We start from the raw sequence: 22096 nt of genomic DNA on the forward strand, positions 1-22096 counted from the left end.
CAGGGTTAATATCGTATTCGCGTCCCGGAGCGATATGGAGGGCAGCCCGTTCTTGCGACCTGCCCTCCTCCGATGGCTTAGAAGCCTGCCTTGATCGTCACGAAATACTGCGCGGGCGCGCCCGCCAGCAGCGTCTGGTTGTCGCCCTTATAGCCAAAGCCGTTCGATCCGATCGTCGCGACATATGTCTTGTCGAACAGATTGGTCGCGTTCGCCTGGATCTCGAACTTGCGATCGGCGATCGTCACGCGCGCGCCGATCGTCGCATCGACCAGCACGCGGCCGGGCACCGACTGGTCGTTGGTGTAGGTGAAGTAGCGGCGGCTCATATAATCCGCGCCGACGCGGCCGAAGAAGATGCCCTTGTCGTAGGTCAGCTCGCCCTTGATCAGGTGTTTGGGCGTGTCGACCGTCTGCTTGCCGCGGATCGCCTGCACCACGCCGCCGACGGTCACATTGTCGCGATAGGTCGAGTCGTTGTAGCTGTACGAGCCGTAGACGCCGAAGCCGTAGCCGAGCTTGGCCTCGAGCGCGGTCTCGAGCCCGTAGGCCCGCACCGAACCGACGTTCGACAGGATCGGCGGGTTGCCGACGATCCCGGCGCCGACGCTCTGCGCGAGCGTGCGGTTCGAGAAGTCGACATAATAGCCCGCGAGCAACGCGGTCACGCCGCGATAATGGTAGCGCCCGCCGAGCTCGAACGTGTCCGACGATTCGGGCTTCAGCTTGTTGGTGGTGAGCAGCGCATTGAACCCCGCCTGCGTGGTCGCGAACGGCCCGCTTGTCGCGGCGGAAACGAACGCACGCTTCACTTGCGTAAAATCGCCGAACAGTTCGAACGCATCGCCGATCCTGTAATTGAGCCCGGCGTGCGGCTGGAAGAAGTCCTTGACCTGGATCCGCCCCGAGGCGAGCCCGCCCGACACGATCGGCGTCGCTTTATTGGTAACGGCAAACCCCTTCCAGCCGAGATCGATCGTCAGATCGCCGAGCCCGATCTTGTCCTGCACGTAATATTGGACGGTGTCGGTCTGATAGGTGTTGTACCACTGCGTCGCGAACGGAAGGTATTGGAAGTCGCGCGCGCTGCGGCTCGGCGCGGTGCGGCTGTCGAGCGCGTAGAAGCGGCGCGCCTGGCGGAAGTCGTTGACTTCGTACCAGCCGCCGACGGTGATGTCGTTGAAGCCGAGCTTGGTGCCGAGCGAGCCAAACACGCCCTTGCGGTGGATGTCATATTCGGTCGTGCGCACCGAGATCGGCACGCCCGACGGCGACGGGACATACGGCGTGAACCACAGGCCCTGGCCGTGATTGGCATGATAATAGGCCTTCAATTCACCGTGAACGGTTGCGTCCTTGGCGGTCTCGACCCCGAGCGATGCGAGGTAATCCTGACGCAGCCCCGCCGCGTCGAAATAGACGTCGTCGGCATTGGCATAGGGTGCGGGCGTGACCGAACCTGCCGCCGGATTGAGCTTCGGCGCCCCCGTATAGCCGCTGTTCGCGCCGGTATCGGCGATCAGCACCGCGAGCGGGAAATTGTCGTCGATATTGTCGACGCGGTAGCCGAGCCGCTTGATCATATCGAGCGACAGATCCTGATAGTCCTGCTCGCGGCGGTCCGAATAATTGAAGGTGCCGACGAGCCGCACCGCGCCGATCGGCGCGACGAACTTGGCGTTGACCTGGTTCTGCCGCTGGATGCCGAAGCCCTTCCATTTGTCGGTATCGAGGAAGCCGTACGAGACATAGGCGCTCGGCCCGTTGTCGCCGAGCACGCCGGTGTCGAACCGCCCGAACGCGCGCACCGTGTTCGCGCTGCCATAGCTTCCGTTGAGCGTCAGCGCGGTGGCAGGCTTGGGATCGCTCGAGAAAAATTCGATCGTCCCACCAAGATTATTGGTCGCCTGCGCGCCGATCGAGCCCGATCCCTGCGACACGAGCGTGCGCCCGATATTCTCCGACGAGATCGCGCGGCTGATATGGAGGCCGTTGGTGTTGCCATACGATCCGTCGCCGAGCGGAATGCCGTCGAGCGTGAAGCCGATCTGGTTCTGGTTGAAGCTGCGGATCGAGACGCGCTGCGACCATTCGTACGCACCAAACGCGTCGGCCGACTGGAAGTTGACGTTGGGCAGCTTGGCGATGGCTTTCAGCGGGCTGGTGCCCGGCGCGAGGATCGCGATGTCGGCTTGCCCCAGTTGCTGGACCTGCCGCGTCTGGCCCTTGCCGACGATGATGATGTCGTTGCCGGCATCATCCGCAACCGGCTCGGCCTCGGGTGCCGGCGCGGCGGGTGCCGGCGTCGGCGCGAGCGCGCCATCGCGCGCGGACGCGGACGCGGACGCGGACGCGGACGCGGACGCGGACGCGGACGCGGACGCGGACGCGGCCAGTGGCCAGGAAAGGGCGGCGCCCGCAAGCAGGCAAAGCGTGAAACGACGCATGATAGGATCCCCGATTTGATCGTTTGTGGGGCACTACTCCCCGCGCCCTGCCGCGGTGCCTAGCCATGCTGCGTTGCCGAAATGCGTAGATTCCGTGGCACGCCGATGACGGTCTTTACAGCTAGACGTGTTTTGAGAGATCGCGCCGGCACGGCCCCTTGTGTTGCATAAGTGCAACACTACATCGATTGGCAAGAAGGAGGGACACTTCCCAATGAACATCGAGAAATTCACCGACCGCGCCAAGGGCTTCCTGCAATCGGCGCAGACCGTCGCAATCCGCATGAGCCACCAGCGGATCGCGCCCGAACATGTGTTGAAGGCGTTGCTCGAGGACGAGCAGGGCATGGCGTCCGGGCTGATTACCGCCGCCGGCGGCGACCCCAAACGCGCGCTGAGCGAGACCGATCTCGCGCTCGCGAAGATCCCCGCAGTGTCGGGTAGCGGCGCGCAAACGACGCCGGGGCTCGATAACGACGCGGTGCGCGTGCTCGACCAGGCCGAGCAGATCGCGACCAAATCGGGCGACAGTTTCGTGACGGTCGAACGACTGCTCGTCGCGCTCGCGCTGTCGCTCAACACCGTCGCCGGCAAGGCGCTGAAGACCGCGGGCGTCACCCCGGAGGCGCTCAATGCCGCGATCGAGCACGTGCGCAACGGCCGCGTCGCCGACAGCGCGGGGGCCGAGGACAAGTTCGACGCGCTCAAGAAGTTCGCGCGCGACCTGACGCAGGCGGCGCGCGACGGCAAGCTCGACCCCGTCATCGGCCGCGACGAGGAGATCCGCCGCACGATCCAGATCCTCGCGCGCCGCACCAAGAACAACCCGGTGCTGATCGGCGAACCCGGCGTCGGCAAGACCGCGATCGCCGAGGGGCTCGCGTTGCGCATCGCAAATGGCGACGTTCCGGACACGCTGAAAGACCGCAAGCTGATGTCGCTCGACATGGGCTCGCTGATCGCGGGCGCGAAATATCGTGGCGAGTTCGAGGAGCGGCTCAAGGGCGTGCTCGACGAAGTGAAGGCTGCCGAGGGCGACATCGTCCTGTTCATCGACGAGATGCACCAGCTGATCGGCGCAGGGAAATCCGAAGGCGCGATGGATGCGGGCAATCTGCTCAAGCCAGCGCTCGCGCGCGGCGAGCTGCACTGCGTCGGCGCTACCACGCTCGATGAGTATCGCAAATATGTCGAGAAGGACGCCGCGCTCCAGCGCCGCTTCCAGCCGGTGTTCGTCGGCGAGCCGACCGTGCCCGACACGATCTCGATCCTGCGTGGGCTCAAGGAAAAGTACGAGCTGCACCACGGCGTGCGGATCACCGATGCGGCGATCGTCGCGGCGGCGACCTTGTCGAACCGCTACATCACCGACCGCTTCCTCCCCGACAAGGCGATCGATCTGATGGACGAGGCCGCGAGCCGGATCCGCATGGAAGTCGAGAGCAAGCCCGAGGAGATCGAGATCCTCGATCGGCGGATCATCCAGCTCAAGATCGAACGCGAGGCGCTGAAGCGCGAGAGCGACGAAGCGTCACGCGACCGGCTGGTCAAGCTCGACGGCGAGCTCGCCAATCTCGAGCAGCAATCGAGCGAGCTGACCACACGCTGGCAGGGCGAGAAGGACAAGATCTCGGCCGAGGCCAAGCTCAAGGAACAGATCGATGCCGCGCGGCTCGAGCTCGAGCAGGCGCAACGGGCCGGCGACCTCGCCAAGGCGGGCGAGCTGTCCTACGGGCGCATCCCCGATCTGCAGCGCCAGCTCGATGCCGCGGCGGGCGCGACCAAGGGCGCCATGCTGCGCGAGGAGGTGACCGCCGAGGACATCGCGGGCGTCGTCGCGCGCTGGACCGGGATCCCGGTCGAGCGGATGCTCGAGGGCGAGCGCGACAAGTTGCTCGCGATGGAAGCGACGATTGGCAAGCGCGTGATCGGCCAGCAGAACGCGATCCGCGCGGTGTCGACCGCAGTGCGGCGGGCGCGCGCGGGGCTGCAGGATCCGAACCGGCCGCTCGGCTCGTTCCTGTTCCTCGGGCCGACGGGCGTCGGCAAGACCGAGCTGACCAAGGCGCTCGCCGAATTCCTGTTCGATGATCCGACCGCGATGGTTCGCATCGACATGAGCGAGTTCATGGAGAAGCATGCGGTCGCGCGGCTGATCGGCGCGCCTCCCGGCTATGTCGGCTATGAGGAAGGCGGCGTGCTGACCGAGGCGGTGCGGCGCCGGCCGTACCAGGTCGTGCTGTTCGACGAGGTCGAGAAGGCGCATGGCGATGTCTTCAACATCCTGTTGCAAGTGCTCGATGACGGGCGGCTGACCGACGGCCAAGGCCGCACGGTCGACTTCACCAACACGATCATCGTGCTGACCTCGAACCTCGGCAGCCAGGTGCTGACGACTTTGGGCGAAGGCGAGGATGTCGCGAGCGTCGAACCGCAAGTGATGGAGATCGTCCGCGGCCACTTCCGGCCCGAATTCCTCAACCGGCTCGACGAGATCGTGCTGTTCCACCGGCTCGGCCAGGCGGAGATGGCACCGATCGTCGATATCCAGGTCAAGCGGATCGCGACGTTGCTGGCCGAACGCAAGGTCGAGCTCGATCTCACCGATGCCGCCCGGCTGTGGCTCGGCCGCGTCGGCTATGACCCGGTGTACGGCGCACGGCCGCTGAAGCGCGCGGTGCAGCGCTATCTGCAGGACCCGCTCGCCGATTTGATCCTGCGCGGGAGCGTGAAGGACGGCGCGACGGTGCGGGTCGACGAGGGCGACGGCAAGCTCGAGCTGGCGGTCGAGTGACCTGCTGCCGTCACCCCGCCACCAGGCCGGGGTGACGGCGGAAGACGGCAAGCGGTCCCAACAAGAAGGGGCGGCCTCCGCATGGAGACCGCCCCTTTTTCGTGTCCGATCCGGGCGGGATCAGAACGTGAAGTTGGCGCCCGCCTTGAACGAGCGGCCGATGATCCCCGATGCGGCCCAGGCCGGGTTGTAGTTGTTGCCGCCATAGGTGTTCGGGTCGAACGGTGCGTGCGCATCGAACAGGTTCTGGACGATCATGTAGAAGGTGAACTTGTCGTTCACCTTGACGCTGCCGTTCAAATCGACGCTGAGGAAGTGCTTGACCGTGCACTGCAGCGCCCCGCCCGCAGTCCGCGACACATCCCCGTTGTAGAGATAGGTCGAGGCCGGCGTGTCGTTCGCACCGCAGTTGCCGACGCCGTTATAATCGGCGGCGTAGCCCTTGTACCCGCTTGTGAAGTACGTCGTTGCGGTCAGCGAGTAGGCCCCCGCCTCGAGCGTGTTTTGCCAGTTGGCGCGCCAGCGCGGCGTGCCCGATGCCGAGGTGGTGTTGTATGGCCCAAGCGTACCGAGATAGTCGTACACGCCGTTGACGCCGGTGTTGACCTTATACTCGAGCACGAGCGTGCCCTCGAGAGCCGAGGTCAGCTTGATGCCGTGGCCCAGCGGAACGCTCGCCGAGATCTGCGCATCGATACCCGAGGTCTGCAGCGACTGGCCGTTGATATACGCCGCGTTGACGAACGCCGGGGTCGGACGCAGGCCCGGGAAGGCCGGATCGACTGGGTTCGGCGTGATCGTGATCCCGGCCGGTTGCGCGCCACCGGCAAGGTAGCTGTTGGCGTAGGTAGAATCGGCCGGGTTGAAGATCAGGTCCTTCTTGTGGATGTTGTAGTAATCCACCGTCAGGCTGAGCCAGCGAACCGGCTGGAACACCGCGCCGCCGGTGAAGCTGGTCGAGGTTTCGGGCTTGAGGTTCGGGTTGCCGACCGAGTTCAGGCCGAGGCTGTACGTCCCGACATACGAGTTGCCGCCGTGCGCATCCTGCGTCGCCTTGGGCGGCGTGTAGTTGACGAATCCGATCACGTTGCCGCTCGTCTCTGGGATCGACGGTGCGCGGAAGCCCTTCGAATAGGTGCCGCGGATCGCCACCTGCGGGATCGGCGTGAACTTCGCACCGATCTTCGGCGAGAAGCGACCGAAGCCCGTCGAATAGTGATCGTAGCGGCCCGACACGTTGACTTCGAGCTGCTTGAGCACCGGCGCGTTGACTTCGAAGAAGCCCGACGTGACATAACGATGCCCGATCGCCGAGAAGGCGTTAATGTCGAGGAACTGCGAACCCGGATTCGGCGTCGGATCGAAGATGTTCTCGTAGCGGAATTCGCCACCGACGCCGACGTTGAGCGGGCCACCCGGCAGATCGAAGAACGAATGCGTCAGGATGCCCTGGATTTCAGCCGTTTCCGAATGCGCCTTGCTCTGCTGGTTCGGCGCGATGAGCGACCGCACCGCGTCGGTGTTCGCGGCCGGATTGACGAAATTGTACGCGCCGGTGTTGATCGCGGTGGTCAGGCCGGCAAGGTTGATGTTGCCGGTGCGATCCTGCGTCAGGTTGGTGCGCATGTACGTGCCATGCAGCGTATAGCCCCAGCCGGCGTCGGCACCGAACTTGCCGTCGATCCCGCCCGCGATGCGGTAGGTCTGCGAGGTGTTCTTGAGCGTCGAGGCGATGTCACCGAAGCGATAGAAGATCAGCGCGCCCTGGCCCGTCGCGGCATAGGGGTTCTGCGGGTTGAGCGTGCCGTTCGCCAACTGCGAGGGCAGCACCAGGCCGAAGGTATAGGCCGGGTTGTTCGAGCGCAGCGAGCTCGGCGTGCGGTTCTGGAAGATGATGCTCTGGTAGAACGTACCCGTCAGATACGCCTGCGCGTTGGCGCCGATGTTCGCGGTCAGATGCGCAGTGCCGCCGAAGCGCGTCTGGTCGGGGAGGATCTGACTGTATTGGTTGACGAGATCCTGCTCGCAATACTGGCCGTTGACGTTGCTGTGAGCGATGTTGGGCTGCGCCGCACCGGCGCACCCGCCCTGCTGCAGCACTTGATAGCGGCCGCCGACGATCGGCACGCCGCTGAAGATGTTGCCAGCGGTGTAGGTTGCCGGACGGACGACCGCTGCGGTCGTGCTGCTCGACGAGGCGGTGTTCGGGGCGAAAAAGTTAGTGTTGCCGTTGGCACCCGTGAAGCCGCCGCCCGTCTGGATCCAGGACAGGTTCTTGGTGTTGTACGGGAATTCGCGCTGGTTCGCGAACAGCGCGTTCTGGTGCTGATATTCGGCGCTGACGTAAACGTTGAAGCCCTGATCGGCGAGGCTGCCATAGCCTGCGGTCAGGCGTGCGCGCTGCTGGCCGGCATCGCCGCGCTCGGAAATGCCGCCCTCGACATTGCCGCTGACGCCGCGGATTTCCTTCTTGAGGATAACGTTGACGACGCCGCCGACGGCGTCTGCGCCGTAGGTCGACGATGCGCCGTCGCGCAGCGTTTCGATCCGGTCGACGATCGCGCCCGGAATGGTGTTGAGATCGACGAAGCTGCGCTGGCCGTCATCGGCGAGCGGATAATACGCCGGACGCAGACCGTCGAACAGCACGAGCGTCGAGTTGGTCGACAGACCGCGCAGCGATACGCCCTGCGCGCCCGATGCGAACGCGTTGCCGAAGCCCTGCGGCACGCTGCCGCCATTGCCCGCCGAGATCGACTGGATGACGTCGGCGGTGGTGTTCAGCCCGCGCGCGGCGATGTTGGCGGCGGTGATCACCGACACCGGCGAGGGCGTCTCGGTGTTCGTACGGCGGAAGATCGTGCCGGTGACGACGATGTCCTGGCCGGCGTCGGCATTGGCCTGCGCGTCGGCGGGCGCCGACTGCGTCTGAACCGCAGCGGCGCCGGGCGTGGCAGCATCGGCGGGGGTTGCCGGCGCAGTCTGCGCGACTGCTGGCGCTGTGCTCAGCGCGAACAGAACGGCGCAGGTCGCAGCGCCAGCGAGCAAGCGCGGCTTCGAAAAATCGAACGGTGTTTGGGTCACAGATTCATCCTTGCGAACGCCCAACCGTCGCGCGATCGCGACGCTATGGCGTAATTGGCAAGTCCCGTGACCGACGCATACAGATGCCCGGCCCCCCGAGACATGGCGTCAAACTGGCGGCGCGCCGGATTGCTGTAAAGGCGCGAAGTGACGCTGCGGAAACTTCTGCAACCTACTGTAACCACGCTGCAACATTCCAGCCACATCGGTCCTATGTTGATACCAGGCAATAATCTACGGCAAGGTTTGGCTGGTTACGCACGCGCGGGCACAGCGCCTCCCCTGCGCGGCTTGCTTGGGACATGCAGCGGAAATATACCCGTTAAACGCGGTGTCCGGCGTGATTTGGATCACGCCCCGAGCAGCGCTTGCAGCTCAGCCGGCGGTCTCGAGGCGCGGATGATCGGGCCGCAACGGCGGTTCGAAATCCTCGCGCCGCCAGATCGCGTTCGCGGGCTCCTCGGGGTCGGGCCGCGCGAAATCGAGATAGCCGAAATAGGTCAGGATCACGCGCTCGGCGGTATCGACGATCGCGGTCCGTCCGTGCAGGAAACGGGTATTGTCGAGCATCAGCAGATCGCCCGGATCCCATTCGATCTCGGCGCTGAGTCGATCGCCCGTCGCCTTGATCGCCTGCAACCACTCCTCGGGCACCGGATGGCCGTCGTCGAGCACCGGATGATCGGCGCGCCCGTGGTTGAAGCGCGAGAACAGCAGGAAATTGCCGAACGCCGGCGCAGTGTTGAACATCGGCGTGTGCAGCGCCGGCCGACTGAACACGCGCAGGATCCCCGCATCGGGATAACGCCGGAAATAATAGGGACAGCCGGGCGGCGGGGACGCGAGTTGCGCGTCGCTCGGCTCGGGCGTGCCGAGCCAATAGTCGAGCAGCGCCGGCCATGTCGGCTTGATGTACAGCAGGCGCCGCGTGGCGAGCGCACGGCGCACGGGCTCGGGCATTTCACGGGCGAGCGCGACGCCGTCGCAGATCGTCGTGCGCCCGCCCGATTGCGGCGCGACGATGCAGCCGAAAAAGGCGACATCGGGCTTCCACGGTTCGCGCGACAGTTCGGGATGGAGCGCGAACGCGCCGTTTCCGGCATCGACCGTGAAGACGTTCGCCGCAGGATCGACCGGCTGACGCCCGGGGCTTTCATTGACCACCGAGGTTGCGCAGAACTGTTTAGCGAAGGTCCCGAAGCCGGCGACATCGACGCCGAAGCCGCGAAACAGCAGCGCGCCATGCGCCTTGTAGAGCGCGATGAGCTGCGCCCGGTCGAGTTCGAAGATCGAGGTTTCGCCGGTCGCTTCGATCACGACGTGCGGCTGGTGAAGCGCGGGCAAATGGATGGCGGCCATGACGCACCGGGGATAGCCGCCAACACCGCTCCGCGCTACAGCGAAGCGTGGCCTTGACCTTCGACGATCTCTTCGGCTCGCCCGATCATTTCCTGCAGGCGTTCGAGCAGGACCATGCGGTGTTCGTGCCGATGGACCGCGCCGCCTATCATCGTTCGATCTTTCTCGATCACCGGATTTCGCCGGCGGCGGCGCAGCGCATGGCATTGCCGCTCGCCGATCTGATGCCGCGCGCGCGGGGCAGCGCGCCGACCGCGTGGATCTTCCACATGGCGCATTGCGGATCGACCTTGCTCGCGCGCGCGCTCGACGATCCGGCCGCCAGCCTGGTGCTGCGCGAGCCGCTCGCGCTGCGGCAGAGCGCGATCCAGCGCGACCCTGCCCGGCTCGCGCTGGTGCTGGCGATGCTCGGCAAGCGCTATCGCGGTGATGCGCCGACGCTGGTGAAGGCGAACGTGCCGGTCAATTTCCTGCTGCCCCAGATCGCCGCGGCACAGCGCGACGCGCCCGCGATCCTGCTCTATCTCCCGTTGCGCGCGTATCTGCTCGCGATCCTGCGCGACGACAATCACCGCGGCTGGCTGCGCCACGTGACGACGCAACTGGCGCCCTATCTCGGCGACTGGTCGGCGCTGGGCGATGCCGAGCGCGGTGCCGCCTTATGGCTCGCGCAGGTCGAGGCGTTCACCACCGCGCTGTCGGCAATGCCCAATGCCCGCACGCTCGATGCCGAAACGCTGTTCGACGCGCCGCTCCCGACGCTGCGCGCCGCCGCGGCGCAGTTCGGCGTGCCGATCGCGCCACAGACGCTCGAGACGGTCGTCGCGGGCCCGCTCTTTTCGACCTATTCGAAGAATCCGAGCGTCGCGTTCGACAATGCGGCGCGGCGCACTCGCGCGGCCGAGGTTGCTGCGGCGATCGCGCCCGAACTCGACGCGGCGGAAGCCTATGTCGCACGCCACGCGGCGACCGCGACCCCCGACGCCGCGCTTCTGGCCGCAGCGCTCAGTCGCTGACGCCGAGCGCGGACTGCCCCGCGACGTCGGTCTCGGCAGCGACCGCGTAGAAGCGGCGCAGCAGGTCGCGCTCGGTTTCGGTGATATACGGGTTCCACACGTCGAAGATCAGGATCGCGCGCATCTGGTTCGAGCGATTCCACGCCTCATGCTCGATCGTGTCGTCGAACACCCACGCCTCGCCCGCGCGCCAGTCGCGCTCCTCGCCGCCGACGCGAAAGCTGCAGCCGGGCGGCACGATCAACGGCAGATGGACGATCGAGCGGACGTTGCTGACCCCGGTATGCGCGGGCAAATGCGCGCCCGGCTGGAGCAGCGAGAAGAACACCGTCGGCGTGCGGCCCGGCAGATCGGACAGCGGCAAGGCCGCGATCGCTTCCGCCGTACGCGGCGCGCGCGCGCAGGCAGCGTCGTCGCGCACGCCGTCCTTCCACAAATGCAGCGCCCCCCATTGCAGCGAATGATCGAGCGCCGACCATTTGTTCTGCGGCGTCCCCGGCGGCATCGCGACATAGGGGCGGATCGCCTGGGCATCCTCGGCAAGGATCGCCTCGAGCTCGGCGCGGATCATGTCGGTCTTGGCCTCGATCTCGGCGAGCCACGGGAAATGCGCACGCGCGAAATATTCCTCGGCCGGAAGGAAGGGAAAGTGCATCCCGGCACAGACGTTCGCATAGATCGCGCGCCGCCCGAGCGCATGATCGATACACGCATCAGCGCGGCGGCGCTCCGCCACCGGGATCGCCCCGCGGATATCCGAAAGCCCGCGATCGATCGTGTCGCCGAACGCCGCGCGTTGCTCGCGAACGAAGGCGCGCGCATGGTCGAACATCAACTCTAGCGCCGGGCTGCGCTCCTCGATCGAGGCTTCCATCGCGAGCACGCTGCCCCAGCGGTCGGCGGCGCTGGCCTCGTCCCCCTGGCGCTCGCGCAGTTCCGCCATCCGCACCAGCGCCATGAAGTGCCGCTGGTCGATCGCCAGCGCGCCTTCGAGCGCGGCGGCCTCGGCCGCGTCGTCGCGCTGCTCGCGGCGCGCGCGCGCGAGGTTCATCCACAATTCGGGGGCAAGCGCGTCGGCGGCGATCGCGCGCTCGAAATAGGCCGCGGCGTCTCCCGGACGCGATAGCGCCAAGGCATGCATTCCCAGCGCGTTGAGCGCCAGCGGATGCTCGCCAGCCTGTGCCAGCACGTCGCGAAACAGGCCTGCGGCGATCTCGGGCCGTCCGGCGCGCCGCTCCTGGACCGCCGCCTGAAGCATCCGCTGAATATCCGCATCGTCCATGCCACCTGCATATCGGCGTCGAACCGACTAGACAACGCGCGCGCGGCTGCACAAACAGGCGCAATGACGCCGGCCACCTTGTCGGGCGGCCCGCAAGGCCAGCCGGGATCGATCGCCGAAGCGGTGCGCGATGCGAGCTGGCTCGCGCATCGCTACGATCCCGGCCACGACGCCGTGCATTTCGTGCCGGTGCCGCGCGCCGAGCATCGCCGCGCGACCTTCCTGACCGACGAGTATTTGCCCGCTGGCCTCGCCCCGCTCGTCGTACGCCGCGCCGACGCGATCGCCGCCGCACCGACGGCCGCGCCGATCCACTTCCTGTTTCACTCGGCCTTCTGCTGTTCGACGCTGCTGGCGCGCGCGCTCGATCACCCCGGCTGGGCGATGGGGCTGAAAGAGCCGGTGATCCTCAACGACATCATCGGCTGGCGTCGCCGCGGCGGCAAAGGGCCCGACATGGCGGAAGTGCTCGACGATGTGCTGACCTTGCTGGCGCGGCCGTTCGAGCCGGGCGAAGCGGTGTTCGTCAAGCCGTCGACCGCGGTCACCGCGCTCGCCCCTGCCCTGCTGACGCTGCGCGGCGACGCCTGTGCGGTGCTGCTCTATGCGCCGCTGCGCACCTATCTCGGCTCGATCGCGCGCAAGGGTTTGGACGGGCGGCTCTGGGTGCGCACGCTGCTGACCGGAATGCTCGACGACGGGCTCGTCAATCTCGGCTTTGGTCCGCGCGACTATCTCGGGCTGACCGACCTGCAGGTCGCCGCGGTCGGATGGCTCGCGCACCAGCAGCTCTTCGCGCGGCTGGTCGCGCAATTCGGGCCGGCGCGGGTGCGCACGCTCGACAGCGCCACGTTGATGGCGGATCCGTCGGCGGCGCTCGCGAGTCTGGCTGCGCTGACGCAGCGCGCGATCGATCCGGTGACGCTCGCGGCGATGGCGCACGGACCGGCCTTCACCACCCATTCTAAGTCCGGCGCGGCGTTCGATTCACGCGATCGCGCCGCCGAGCTGGCACGCGGCGACACGCTCCACGCCGACGAAATCGAAAAGGTCGCGATCTGGGCAGAAGCGGTCGCGGCGGCAAACGCGATTGCGCTGATCGCCCCGGCGGGCTTGCTTGACTAGGCGCTCAGCAATTCCCGCTGATGCCCTGATTGCCGCAGACACCGGATGTGAGACCGCTCGCGCGGATTCTTTCGCGGTCGATGTCCCATTCACGTCGCGTCTTGCACACCTTCTGGCTTCCGACCAGCGAGCCGGTCACCGGAAATTCCCGGCAAACGCGCTTCTCGGGCGCGGTGGCGGCCGTCTTCGTCGCTTGCGCGGGCGTTGGCTGCGGATCGGGAGCCGTCAGCGATAGCAAGAGCAGGATCAGCATGACGTCCTCACAGCATAACAGCATATGGCGATGTGCCTGCGTAACGATACGGATTATGGCGGACTAATGTCAAAGCGAAACACGCAGAACCGCCGTCCGCCGATCGCACCTCGATCGCAAAGATCGCAGATCGATCAAGCGCTTGCAGCGGGCGATGTCGTGAACGCCGCAAGGCTCGCCGAACGCGAGCTCGCGGCGGGGCGCGCCGATCCGCTCGTGCTCAACCTCGCCGCATGGCGCAAGGAGGAAGCCGGCGATTTCGCAGCGGCACACGCGTTGCTCCGCCAAGCGCTGACGCTCAGCCCGGGCGACGTTGCGATCCTCGGCTCGATCGGCGCGGTGCTGCGCAAACAGGGGTTCCTCGAAGACGCGCTCGCGGTGCTCGATGGCGTCGTTGCGGCCGAACCGCGCCATTCGGCGGCGTGGCTCGAACGTGGCTATGTGCTCGATGCACTGCGGAACGATGCCGCGGCGACCGACAGCTATCACCACGCGCTCGCGCTCGATCCGACGCTGTCGCCGGCGCTCGGCAAGCTGAGCGACGCCGCCGCGCGGCGCGGCGATGCTGGGAGCGCGCAAAGCTATGCACAGCGCGCGCTGGCGCTCAACCCGCACGAGCCGTCGGCGATCTTCGCGCTGGCGCTGCTGGCGGTCGAAGCGCGCGACGGCGCACGTGCCGAGGCCTTGCTGCGCCCCTTGCTCGAGACGCCGCTCGCGCTGGACGATCGCACGCGGACGCTGACCTTGCTCGGCGACGCGCTCGACCGGCTCGACCGCCCCGCCGAAGCGTTCGACGCGTATGGTGCAGCGCAAGCCACCTTTCGCGAGGCGTATCGCGAACAGCTCGCGCCGGCGGTGGACCGTCCGTCGCACCGCTCCTTCATCGATGCGATCCGCGCGCAGGTTGCCGCGACCGGCTCAATCGCGGCGCTGCCCGCCGACGAGCGCGTCGCGGGTGCCGCCGCGACGCACGTCTTCCTGCTGGGCTATCCGCGGTCGGGAACGACGTTGATCGAGAATGTGCTGGCGAGCGCGACCGATGTCGTCGCGCTCGAGGAACGCGACACGCTGGTCGATATCGACGCCGCGCTGCTTGCCAATGACGGCACGATGCCCGACCTCGATACGCTCGACCCCGCGCTGCTGCTCGATTTGCGGACGCGCTATTGGGCGCGGGTCGCGGCGCTCGCCGAAACATCTGTCGCGGGCAAAGTGCTCGTCGACATGAACCCGTTCAATGGGATCAAGCTGCCGATCCTCGCGCGGCTCTTCCCGCAGGCGCGCTTTGTCGTGATGCGCCGCGACCCGCGCGACGTCGTCCTGAGCTGTTTCCGCGTCAATTTCACGCCCGGTGCGGGTGCCTGGGCGTTCAGCGATCTCGAAGAGACCGCGCGGCATTATGATTCGCTGATGCGGCTGATCGACCTCGTCCGCGAGACGCTGCCGATCGCGACGCATGACGTCCGTTACGATCGCCTGGTCGGGGAGTTCGGACCCACCGTCCGCGCGCTGGCCGAGTTCATCGGGATCGCCTGGACCGAGGATTTCGCAGCGTTCGCCAGCACGGCGAGGAACCGCGGCGTCCGTACCGCGAGCGAGACGCAAGTGCGCAAGGGGCTCTACAATGGCGGTGGCCAATGGCGGCGCTATGCCGACCAGCTCGGCCCGGTCCTGCCAATCCTCGCGCCGTGGATCGAGCGCTTCGGCAGCGGCGACTAGGCCCGGCGACGGCGGGCGCGTGCCGCCGCCTTGCCTACGAAGTCCACGGTCTCAGTGCATCCCGCGCGAGCGCGGCACGCATACAAAAAGGGGCGAGCCTTGCGGCCCGCCCCCTGTTTGCCCGTGTCGGAGATCCGTCAGAACTTGACGGTGGCGCCGACTGCGAAGCGACGGCCCAACGCGTCGTAGGTCGACGGATAGGTGTTGCCGCTGTTGAACGTGGTCGAACCGACGGTACCACCGACGACGGGCGGATCGCGATCGAACAGGTTCATGACCGTGAAGGTCAGGTCGAAATGGTCGCCAATGGCAAAGCGCGTCGTCAGATCGAAGTAATCGTACGACGGGATCTTGCCGAAGTTGACGGCCTTGCCCGCCAGTGCGCCCGTGGCGATCGTGCCGCTGAACGTCGTGACGCCCGGCTCGACGCGCATCGAGCTGATGTGGCGCCAGTTCACCGAGAAATCGACGCGGTTGAAGGTCAGCGTGGTGCGCTGGTTCCACGTGATCTGCGGCTGGAGCGAGCCGGCCGACGACGACGGACCAGCGGAAGCGGGCGAACCGCAGTTCTGGCCGTAATAGCCTACGCAGCTGCGGACCAGCGACAAGGGTGTCGCCTGGAACTTCGACCGCGACGTCCAGTTGCCGAGGAAGCCGAGGTTCAGCTTCGCGAAACCGAGGTTGCGGCGATAGTTGACGTTGAGATCGATACCATCGGTGAGGACCGTACCGAGGTTGCTCGGAGCGATGAACAGACCGGCCGTGGTTGCGGGATCGCCGTCGAGCGCACCGGTCGCCGGATTGCGGCGGATCGACGTACACGCCACGTTCGACGCGCTGGCGGCGGTGATCCCGGCGCCCGTGCGGTTGCCGAAGCACAGATTGTAGGCGTCGCCTGCGGTCGGCTGCGAAATCGCGTTCTTGATCGAGATATTGTAGTAATCGACCGAGACCGACAGGCCGGGAACGTAGTTCGGCTGATATACGAGGCCGAGCGTGTAGGAGTCCGACTTTTCGGGCTGGAGCGCGAGATTGCCGCCGCCGGTGAAGTTGGCCTGCGCTGCGGTCGGGGTCTGGATGCTGCCGATCGAGGCCGCCGGGGCGCCCTGTGCAAGGCAGACCGCGCGGAGGTTGGCATTCGTGGTCGGCCCGGTGCCGGCGCACGCATCGTACGACAGGTTCGTCAGGCCGGTCGAAACCGGTGCGAACAGTTCGTTGATGTTCGGCGCGCGAACCGCGCGCTGATAGGTGCCACGGATGCGGATCCCGCTCGTCGGCTCCCACGTTGCGCCGCCCTTGTAGGTCAGCGTGTCATAGCCACGCGAACCCGCGGTATCGACCTTGTAGCTCGAATAGCGCAGGCCGCCCTCGAGCGTCAGGCTCTTGAAGAACGGCTTGTCGGTGACCACCGGAACGATCAACTCGCCATAGCCTTCGGTGACATGATAGCCGCCCTGGAAGGTCGGCGCAGCACCGCCTGCGCCACCGAGCTCGCCCGGCGTCTGCGACAGCGTGTCGGACGCCTGCGACGCGGTGTATTTGCGATACTCGGTACCAAGCGCGAAACCGATCGGCGTATCGGCGAAGGGCGACGTCACGCCGATATCACCGTTGAGCAGCGCGCGCGCTTGCGCCAGCGATGCGCGGTTTGACGTCGTGCTGTTCGCGGTCAGATACGACACCTGATTCGGCGTGATCGATCCTTCAGGTCCGAACAGGTTGATCGGAACGCAGCCGGTCCCCGCAGTGATGCTGGCGGCGCCGTTGGGCCCGTTGGGAAGGCAGCTCGTGGTATTGGTGGCAAACGCCGCAGCGCGAAGCCGCGAGGTCAGCACATAGTTCTGGATCGACTGGATGTTCTCGGATTCGCCGTACGAACCGTTGATGTCGAGCTTGATCGAATCGGTGATCCCGATCTTCACGCCGGCGCGGTAATCGAACAGCGTCGTGGTGTAATCCGACAGACGCGAGCCGACTTCGGTCGTGCGGCGGTTGGTCGCCACCGTGAAGTAGCGGAAGTTCGGATCGGTCGTCGCGGTAGCCGTCGCTGCGGCGGCGCACTGCGCTGCCGTCAGCTGGGCGACCTGAACACCCGTTGCGCTGAAGGTCGGGTTGTTATCGCAGAAGGTCTGCCGTGCTGCCGCTGGCAGATACGGGTTCGAGAACGGGATCGCGAGCGACGAACCAAAGCTGCCCGACGGCGCGATGATCGTGCTCACCTGGTTCTTCGAGAACATTCCGCGCGAATAGACTTCGACATGGTCGGAGATGTCATACCGCGCCGCGCCGTAGATGTTGTAGCGCTGGAACGGCGTCTGGAAGATGTTGTACGGGTTAAAGTTGAACGGCACGACCGGCGACTGCAGCGCGCCCGTGGTCGGGTTGATCTGGCGATTGCCCGAAACGCGTGCAGCCCCCGTGCCAAGACCGGCGACCGAGAAGCGCGTTGGCACCGTCGTGCCCGAACCACCGGCCGCGCCGCTGGTCGAGGTGTAGTTGTTGACCGCGATGTTGCGCGCGCCCTGATAGACCGGGTCGGAATGCTGATAGCCGACCGACAGCACCGCGTTGCCGCGGCCGTCGTCGAAATTGGCGCCAATCGTCAGATCGGCGCGATAGGTGTGGCCATCGCCGCGCTCGGTGATCTGGTTCGACACCGTCGCCTCGACGCCCGAGAAATCCTGGCGCGTGATGAAGTTGATGACGCCCGACACGGCGTCGGCGCCATACGTCGTGGCAGCGCCGCCGGTGACCGTCTCGACGCGCTGGACGAGCGCGAGCGGGATGTTGTTGAGATCGACGCGACCGACGGTGTTCGACGGCGTGATGCGGTTGCCGTCGAGCAGCACTACGTTGCGGAAGTTGCCGAGGCCGCGAAGATCCGCGTAGCTGGCGCCGCCATTGCCGTTATTGACCGCCGACCCGATGCTCGCGACGGCGCCCGGCAGATCGCGCAGGACCTGTTCGGCGGTGTTGGTCTGGCGCAGCGCCAGTTCGTCCGAACCGATCACCGCAACCGGCGTCGAGCTGACGAGATTGGGATTGCGGATAAGGCTGCCGGTGACGACGATATCGGCACCGCTTTCCGTGGGAGTCGACTGCGCTGCGGGCGCGGGTTGCGCCGTGGTGTCAGCGGACGGCGTTGCGGGTGCGGTCTGTGCGAAGGCAGGCGCCGAGGCCAGTGCCGCGCTGGCGAAGAGAGTGGACCCAAGCAAAATGGACCGCGTCGTCGATTTCATAAAACCCCCATTCCGGCCTGTTCGGCTGGTGTAATCTGTGCCCGATTTTGGACGGACGTTGACACATGGGTATGATATCCCGAGGTAGGACCGCAACGGGCTAATACGCCGCCGTGTGAATATTGTTCGGGCTGTGATGTTTTAGATACAGATCGCCACGTTCGGACAGATTTCCGCCCGGCGGGCGCCCGCTACGACGGCTACAACCATGGGAGCACGGTCTCTTGCCCACACGCGCCACTGCCCTGATCGCCTGCCTTGTGCTGGCGCCACTCCCTGCCGCAGCGCAGACTACCGAGAGCCGGGGTGAAGGCTTGGTCTCGGCGCTCGCTGCATGTCGCACGGCAGCCGCCGACCAACGCCTGGCGTGTTACGAACAGGCCAGCGCGGCCCTTATCTCCGCGCGCGATCGCCACGAGATCAGGATCGTCGACCGCGAAGCGGTCCAGCGCGCCAAGCGCTCGCTGTTCGGGTTCTCGCTACCGCACCTCAATCTGTTCGGCACCGGCAAGGAAGATCCCCGCGCCGATTCGGACACCGACGTTCGCGAGATCACCAGCACCGTGACATCCGCCCGCCAGGCGGCCTACGGCCTGTGGGCGTTCGGACTTGCCGAAGGCGGGGAATGGCAGTCGACGGCCGAATCGCCGACCTTCGATCCGCGCAAGGGCGACACGGTCACCATCAAGGCGGGAATGCTGGGCCGCTATACCGCGAAGATCGGCAAAGGCCGCGCGGTCGATGTGAAACGCCTCCGCTGATTCGGACGCGGTCGCATCGGCACCCCGGCGAAGGCTGGGATCGTGTGACGTGCATGCGCTGCGTCGGTTTGAAGCGCTCCAGGCGTTGGCCCGGATGACGGCGGCAATCGCCGCGTCGGCACCGCACACAGCAAAACGGCGCAGCGTCGGGGCTTTCGCCAAGACGCTGCGCCGTCCCGCCTGCACCCCGAGCAGGCAAACCCGCTCGGGGAGCCGCCAGATCAGAACTTGAAGTTCGCCCCAGCGCGGAAGCTGCGACCGACGATCCCGGCCATGTGCCAGGTCGGCAGGTAGTTGGCGCCCGAATACGATGCCGGTGCCAGCGGGGCCTTCTCGCCGGTGATGTTGCCGACATAGACGTTGAAGGTGAAGCTGTCGTTCACCTTGAAGGCAGCGTTGACGTCGGCATAGACGAACCGCTTGATATAGCAGAAGTTGTTGCCAGTGCCGTACAGGTTGCCGGTGTTCTCGCCCTTCGCATTGGCACAGCTCAGATCGTCGCCTTCGTCAGCGGCGACTTCCTTGATCCGCGACACGTAATAGGTCGTCGCGGTCAGCGCGAAGCGACCGAAGTCGAGCGTGTTCTGCCAGTTGCCGCGGACGCGCGGCGTGCCAGCACCCGACGACAGTTCGTAAGGCCCAAGCGTACCGGCATATTTCTGGATCTTCCCACCGGTCGCCGGATCGAGGTCGTACTGGATCACATAGGTCATATCGAGGCGGCTGGTGAACTTCACGCCGTCGGCGATCGGAACGGTCACGTTGGCGCCGAAGTCGAGGCCCGAGCTCTTGATCGAGCCGGCGTTGACGAACGGCACATTGATGATGAGCACGCGCGGCAGCGCGTTCGGGAACAGCGGATCGGGCGAGTCGACGGCCGAAACGGTGTAGCCTGCAGGTAGGGCGGTCCCAGCGAAATAGTTCGCACGGGCAGTGAGCGCATCCGGACCGGTCACGATCACGTCGGTCTTCTTGATGTTGTAGTAATCGACCGTGAAGCTGACGTTGCGGACCGGCTCGGCCACGATCCCGGCGGTGAAGCTGCGCGACTTCTCGGGCTTCAGATTGGGGTTGCCGGTCGAGCCCGAACCAAGGCTGTAGGCTTGGGCGTAAGGGTTGGTGTTGCCACCAGTGATCAGGCCACCATGTGCCAGCTGGAAGCTCGCCGGCGGCGTTACCGTCACGAAGCCGGCATAGCTCGACGCCGGATTATTTTCGGCGAAGGTCGGCGCGCGGAAGCCGTTCGAATAGGTGCCGCGGATCGCGAGCTGCTTGATCGGTGTCCACTTGGCGCCGATCTTGGGCGAGAAGTGGCTGAAGCCTTCCGAATAATGATCGTAGCGGCCCGAAGCGTTGACCTCGAGCGTGTCGAGGATCGGCGCGTTGACTTCGAAATAGCCAGCGAAGACGTCATGCGTACCGAACGCCGCCGAGGTGTTGGCGTATTTGGTCAGACCCGGGTTGTTGCTGTTGTTGACTTCGGTCTCGTGGCGGAACTGCCCGCCGACCGCGACCTGCAGATTGCCACCTGGCAGGGCGAAGAGGTCCTTGGCGATCGATGCATCGACCGAGATCAGCGAGGTGTGCGACGGAGTCGTGTAGACCGGCGCGATCGTGTTGCGCACCGCCTCGGTGTTCAGCGACGGATTGACGAAGTTGTAAGCGCCGGTGTTGATCGCGTTCTTCAGCCCGGCAATGTCGAGCACGCCGTGGTTCTCGATCGAGAAATTGTCGCGCGCGCCGACCGCATCGACCTTCCAGTGATAATCGCCTGCAATGTCGCCGTTGAAGCCGACTGCGCCACGGATCACTTCGTTGTTGCGGATCGAATAGACCGGGATGTCGCCGAACGCATAATAGATGCGCGCTGCATTGCCCTCGGCCGCATACGGGTTGTTGGGGTTGAAGCGGCGATCTGCGGCGGTCAGGCAGTTGATGCCGGCTGCGCACACGAAGGCCGGAAGCACGATGCCCGGGTTGCTCGACGACTGGGTCGGCGAAGCACCGTATGGCTGCGTCTGGCGGATGCCGTTGGGCGCGCGGCCGATCGTGACCTGGCTGTGCGAATAGCTGCCGGTGGCATAGCCCTCGATTGCGTCGGAAAGGCGAACGCTCAGTCGCCCGCTGAAGTTGTACCGCTCCTGCGACGGCTGGATGTCGTTATAGCGCGTGCCATATTCCTGGCCGTAATCGTGCGCGCAGCCCGTGCCCCCCGCAGCGCCCGCCACCGTGAAGGTGCCGCGCGTGCACTGCGCGGTCCCGCCGAGCAGCGTGTAGGTGCCCGAGGCGGCGCCGCCGGCGAAGGGATTGTTGGGATCGGTCTGCGTTGCGCGGCGCACGACGGCGTTGGTCGATTGGAACTGCAGCGAACTGTCGCCGCTATTGTTGTCGAGGCCACCGATCGAGCTCAGATCGTTGGTGTTGTACGGGAAGCCGCGCGTCGTCGCGCCGATCGGCTGGTCCTTCTGATATTCGCCGTTGACGTAGAAATTCCAGCCCTTGGCGTCATAGTCGCCATAGCCGGCGGTCAGGTTGGCGCGATAGCGGGCGCCGTCGCCCTTCTCGGTCACGCCGCCTTCGACCGTGCCCGAGACGCCGGTGAAGTGCTTCTTCATGATGATGTTGACGACGCCGCCGATGGCGTCTGCACCGTAGCTCGACGAAGCGCCGTCCTTGAGGACTTCGATCCGCTCGACCGCGCTGAACGGGATCGAGTTGAGATCGACATAGGCGTTGTGGCCGTCGTCGTTGAGCGGGAAGTTGGTCGAGCGCAGGCCGTCGATCAGCACCAGCGTCGACGAAACGCCGAGGCCGCGCAGCGATACCGCGGCGCCGCCGGCCGAGAAGCCGTTGGTGAAGCCGGTCGAGATCGAGCCCGCGCCATCGGCCGAGATCGAACGCACGGCGTCGTTGATGTTGGTGATGCCGGCACGCGACAGCGTCTCGGTGGTCAGCACGGTGACCGGCGACGGCGTCCACACTATTTCAAATGAAACCGGTTTGGCGTTACAAATGCC

12 protein-coding genes are annotated in these 22096 nt (G+C 65.9%); 5 read left to right on the forward strand and 7 right to left on the reverse strand.

Annotated features, from left to right (window positions below):
- Positions 1 to 77 precede the first annotated feature (77 nt).
- Positions 78 to 2447 carry a TonB-dependent receptor gene (locus IE187_RS10235; RefSeq protein ID WP_189676136.1) on the reverse strand — a complete coding sequence of 790 codons (2370 nt, stop codon included), beginning with the start codon at positions 2445 to 2447 and terminating at the stop codon, positions 78 to 80.
- A 214-nt stretch (positions 2448 to 2661) separates the two neighbouring features.
- Between IE187_RS10235 and clpB the strand changes: the two genes are divergently transcribed.
- Positions 2662 to 5241, forward strand: coding sequence for an ATP-dependent chaperone ClpB (gene clpB, locus IE187_RS10240; RefSeq protein WP_189676137.1), 2580 nt, complete (start codon positions 2662 to 2664; stop codon positions 5239 to 5241).
- Positions 5242 to 5361: 120 nt separating this feature from the next.
- On the opposite strand, the gene IE187_RS10245 is transcribed toward clpB, so the two are convergent.
- Both IE187_RS10245 and IE187_RS10250 read right to left on the reverse strand, forming a co-directional pair.
- Positions 5362 to 8325: a TonB-dependent receptor domain-containing protein gene (locus IE187_RS10245; protein WP_189676138.1), complete on the reverse strand. Its 2964-nt coding sequence runs from the start codon at positions 8323 to 8325 to the stop codon at positions 5362 to 5364.
- A 375-nt stretch (positions 8326 to 8700) separates the two neighbouring features.
- The gene (locus IE187_RS10250) at positions 8701 to 9684 is read right to left on the reverse strand and encodes a TauD/TfdA family dioxygenase (protein ID WP_189676139.1); all 984 of its coding nucleotides are present in this window, start codon (positions 9682 to 9684) and stop codon (positions 8701 to 8703) included.
- A 53-nt stretch (positions 9685 to 9737) separates the two neighbouring features.
- On the opposite strand from IE187_RS10250, the gene IE187_RS10255 reads away from it, so the two are divergent.
- On the forward strand, positions 9738 to 10700 hold the full coding sequence (locus IE187_RS10255; protein WP_229839347.1) for a hypothetical protein: 963 nt from the start codon (positions 9738 to 9740) through the stop codon (positions 10698 to 10700).
- Here IE187_RS10255 and IE187_RS10260 read toward each other — a convergent pair.
- Positions 10690 to 11982 carry an aspartyl/asparaginyl beta-hydroxylase domain-containing protein gene (locus IE187_RS10260; RefSeq protein ID WP_189676141.1) on the reverse strand — a complete coding sequence of 431 codons (1293 nt, stop codon included), beginning with the start codon at positions 11980 to 11982 and terminating at the stop codon, positions 10690 to 10692. The genes IE187_RS10255 and IE187_RS10260 overlap by 11 nt on opposite strands.
- 63 nt (positions 11983 to 12045) lie before the next feature.
- Here IE187_RS10260 and IE187_RS10265 point away from each other — a divergent pair, with 63 nt between their 5' ends.
- Complete coding sequence (locus tag IE187_RS10265) at positions 12046 to 13107, forward strand: hypothetical protein (protein ID WP_189676142.1); 1062 nt, start codon at positions 12046 to 12048, stop codon at positions 13105 to 13107.
- Positions 13108 to 13111: 4 nt separating this feature from the next.
- Here IE187_RS10265 and IE187_RS10270 read toward each other — a convergent pair whose 3' ends face one another.
- Complete coding sequence (locus tag IE187_RS10270) at positions 13112 to 13360, reverse strand: hypothetical protein (protein WP_133190821.1); 249 nt, start codon at positions 13358 to 13360, stop codon at positions 13112 to 13114.
- A 66-nt stretch (positions 13361 to 13426) separates the two neighbouring features.
- Here IE187_RS10270 and IE187_RS10275 point away from each other — a divergent pair, with 66 nt between their 5' ends.
- Entirely contained in the window at positions 13427 to 15079 is a 1653-nt protein-coding gene (locus IE187_RS10275; protein WP_189676143.1) for a tetratricopeptide repeat-containing sulfotransferase family protein, read from the forward strand.
- Positions 15080 to 15216: 137 nt separating this feature from the next.
- Here IE187_RS10275 and IE187_RS10280 read toward each other — a convergent pair whose 3' ends face one another.
- Positions 15217 to 18318 (reverse strand): TonB-dependent receptor domain-containing protein, encoded by a 3102-nt coding sequence (locus IE187_RS10280; protein ID WP_189676144.1) that lies wholly within the window; start codon positions 18316 to 18318, stop codon positions 15217 to 15219.
- A 224-nt stretch (positions 18319 to 18542) separates the two neighbouring features.
- Between IE187_RS10280 and IE187_RS10285 the strand changes: the two genes are divergently transcribed.
- The gene (locus IE187_RS10285) at positions 18543 to 19079 is read left to right on the forward strand and encodes a hypothetical protein (RefSeq protein WP_189676145.1); all 537 of its coding nucleotides are present in this window, start codon (positions 18543 to 18545) and stop codon (positions 19077 to 19079) included.
- Between the two features lie 221 nt (positions 19080 to 19300).
- Here the strand turns inward: IE187_RS10285 and IE187_RS10290 are convergent, their stop codons facing one another.
- On the reverse strand, positions 19301 to 22060 hold the full coding sequence (locus tag IE187_RS10290; RefSeq protein ID WP_189676146.1) for a TonB-dependent receptor domain-containing protein: 2760 nt from the start codon (positions 22058 to 22060) through the stop codon (positions 19301 to 19303).
- Between the last annotated feature and the right edge of the window lie 36 nt (positions 22061 to 22096).

The organism is Sphingomonas glacialis (assembly GCF_014653575.1).
Lineage (GTDB): Bacteria > Pseudomonadota > Alphaproteobacteria > Sphingomonadales > Sphingomonadaceae > Sphingomonas > Sphingomonas glacialis.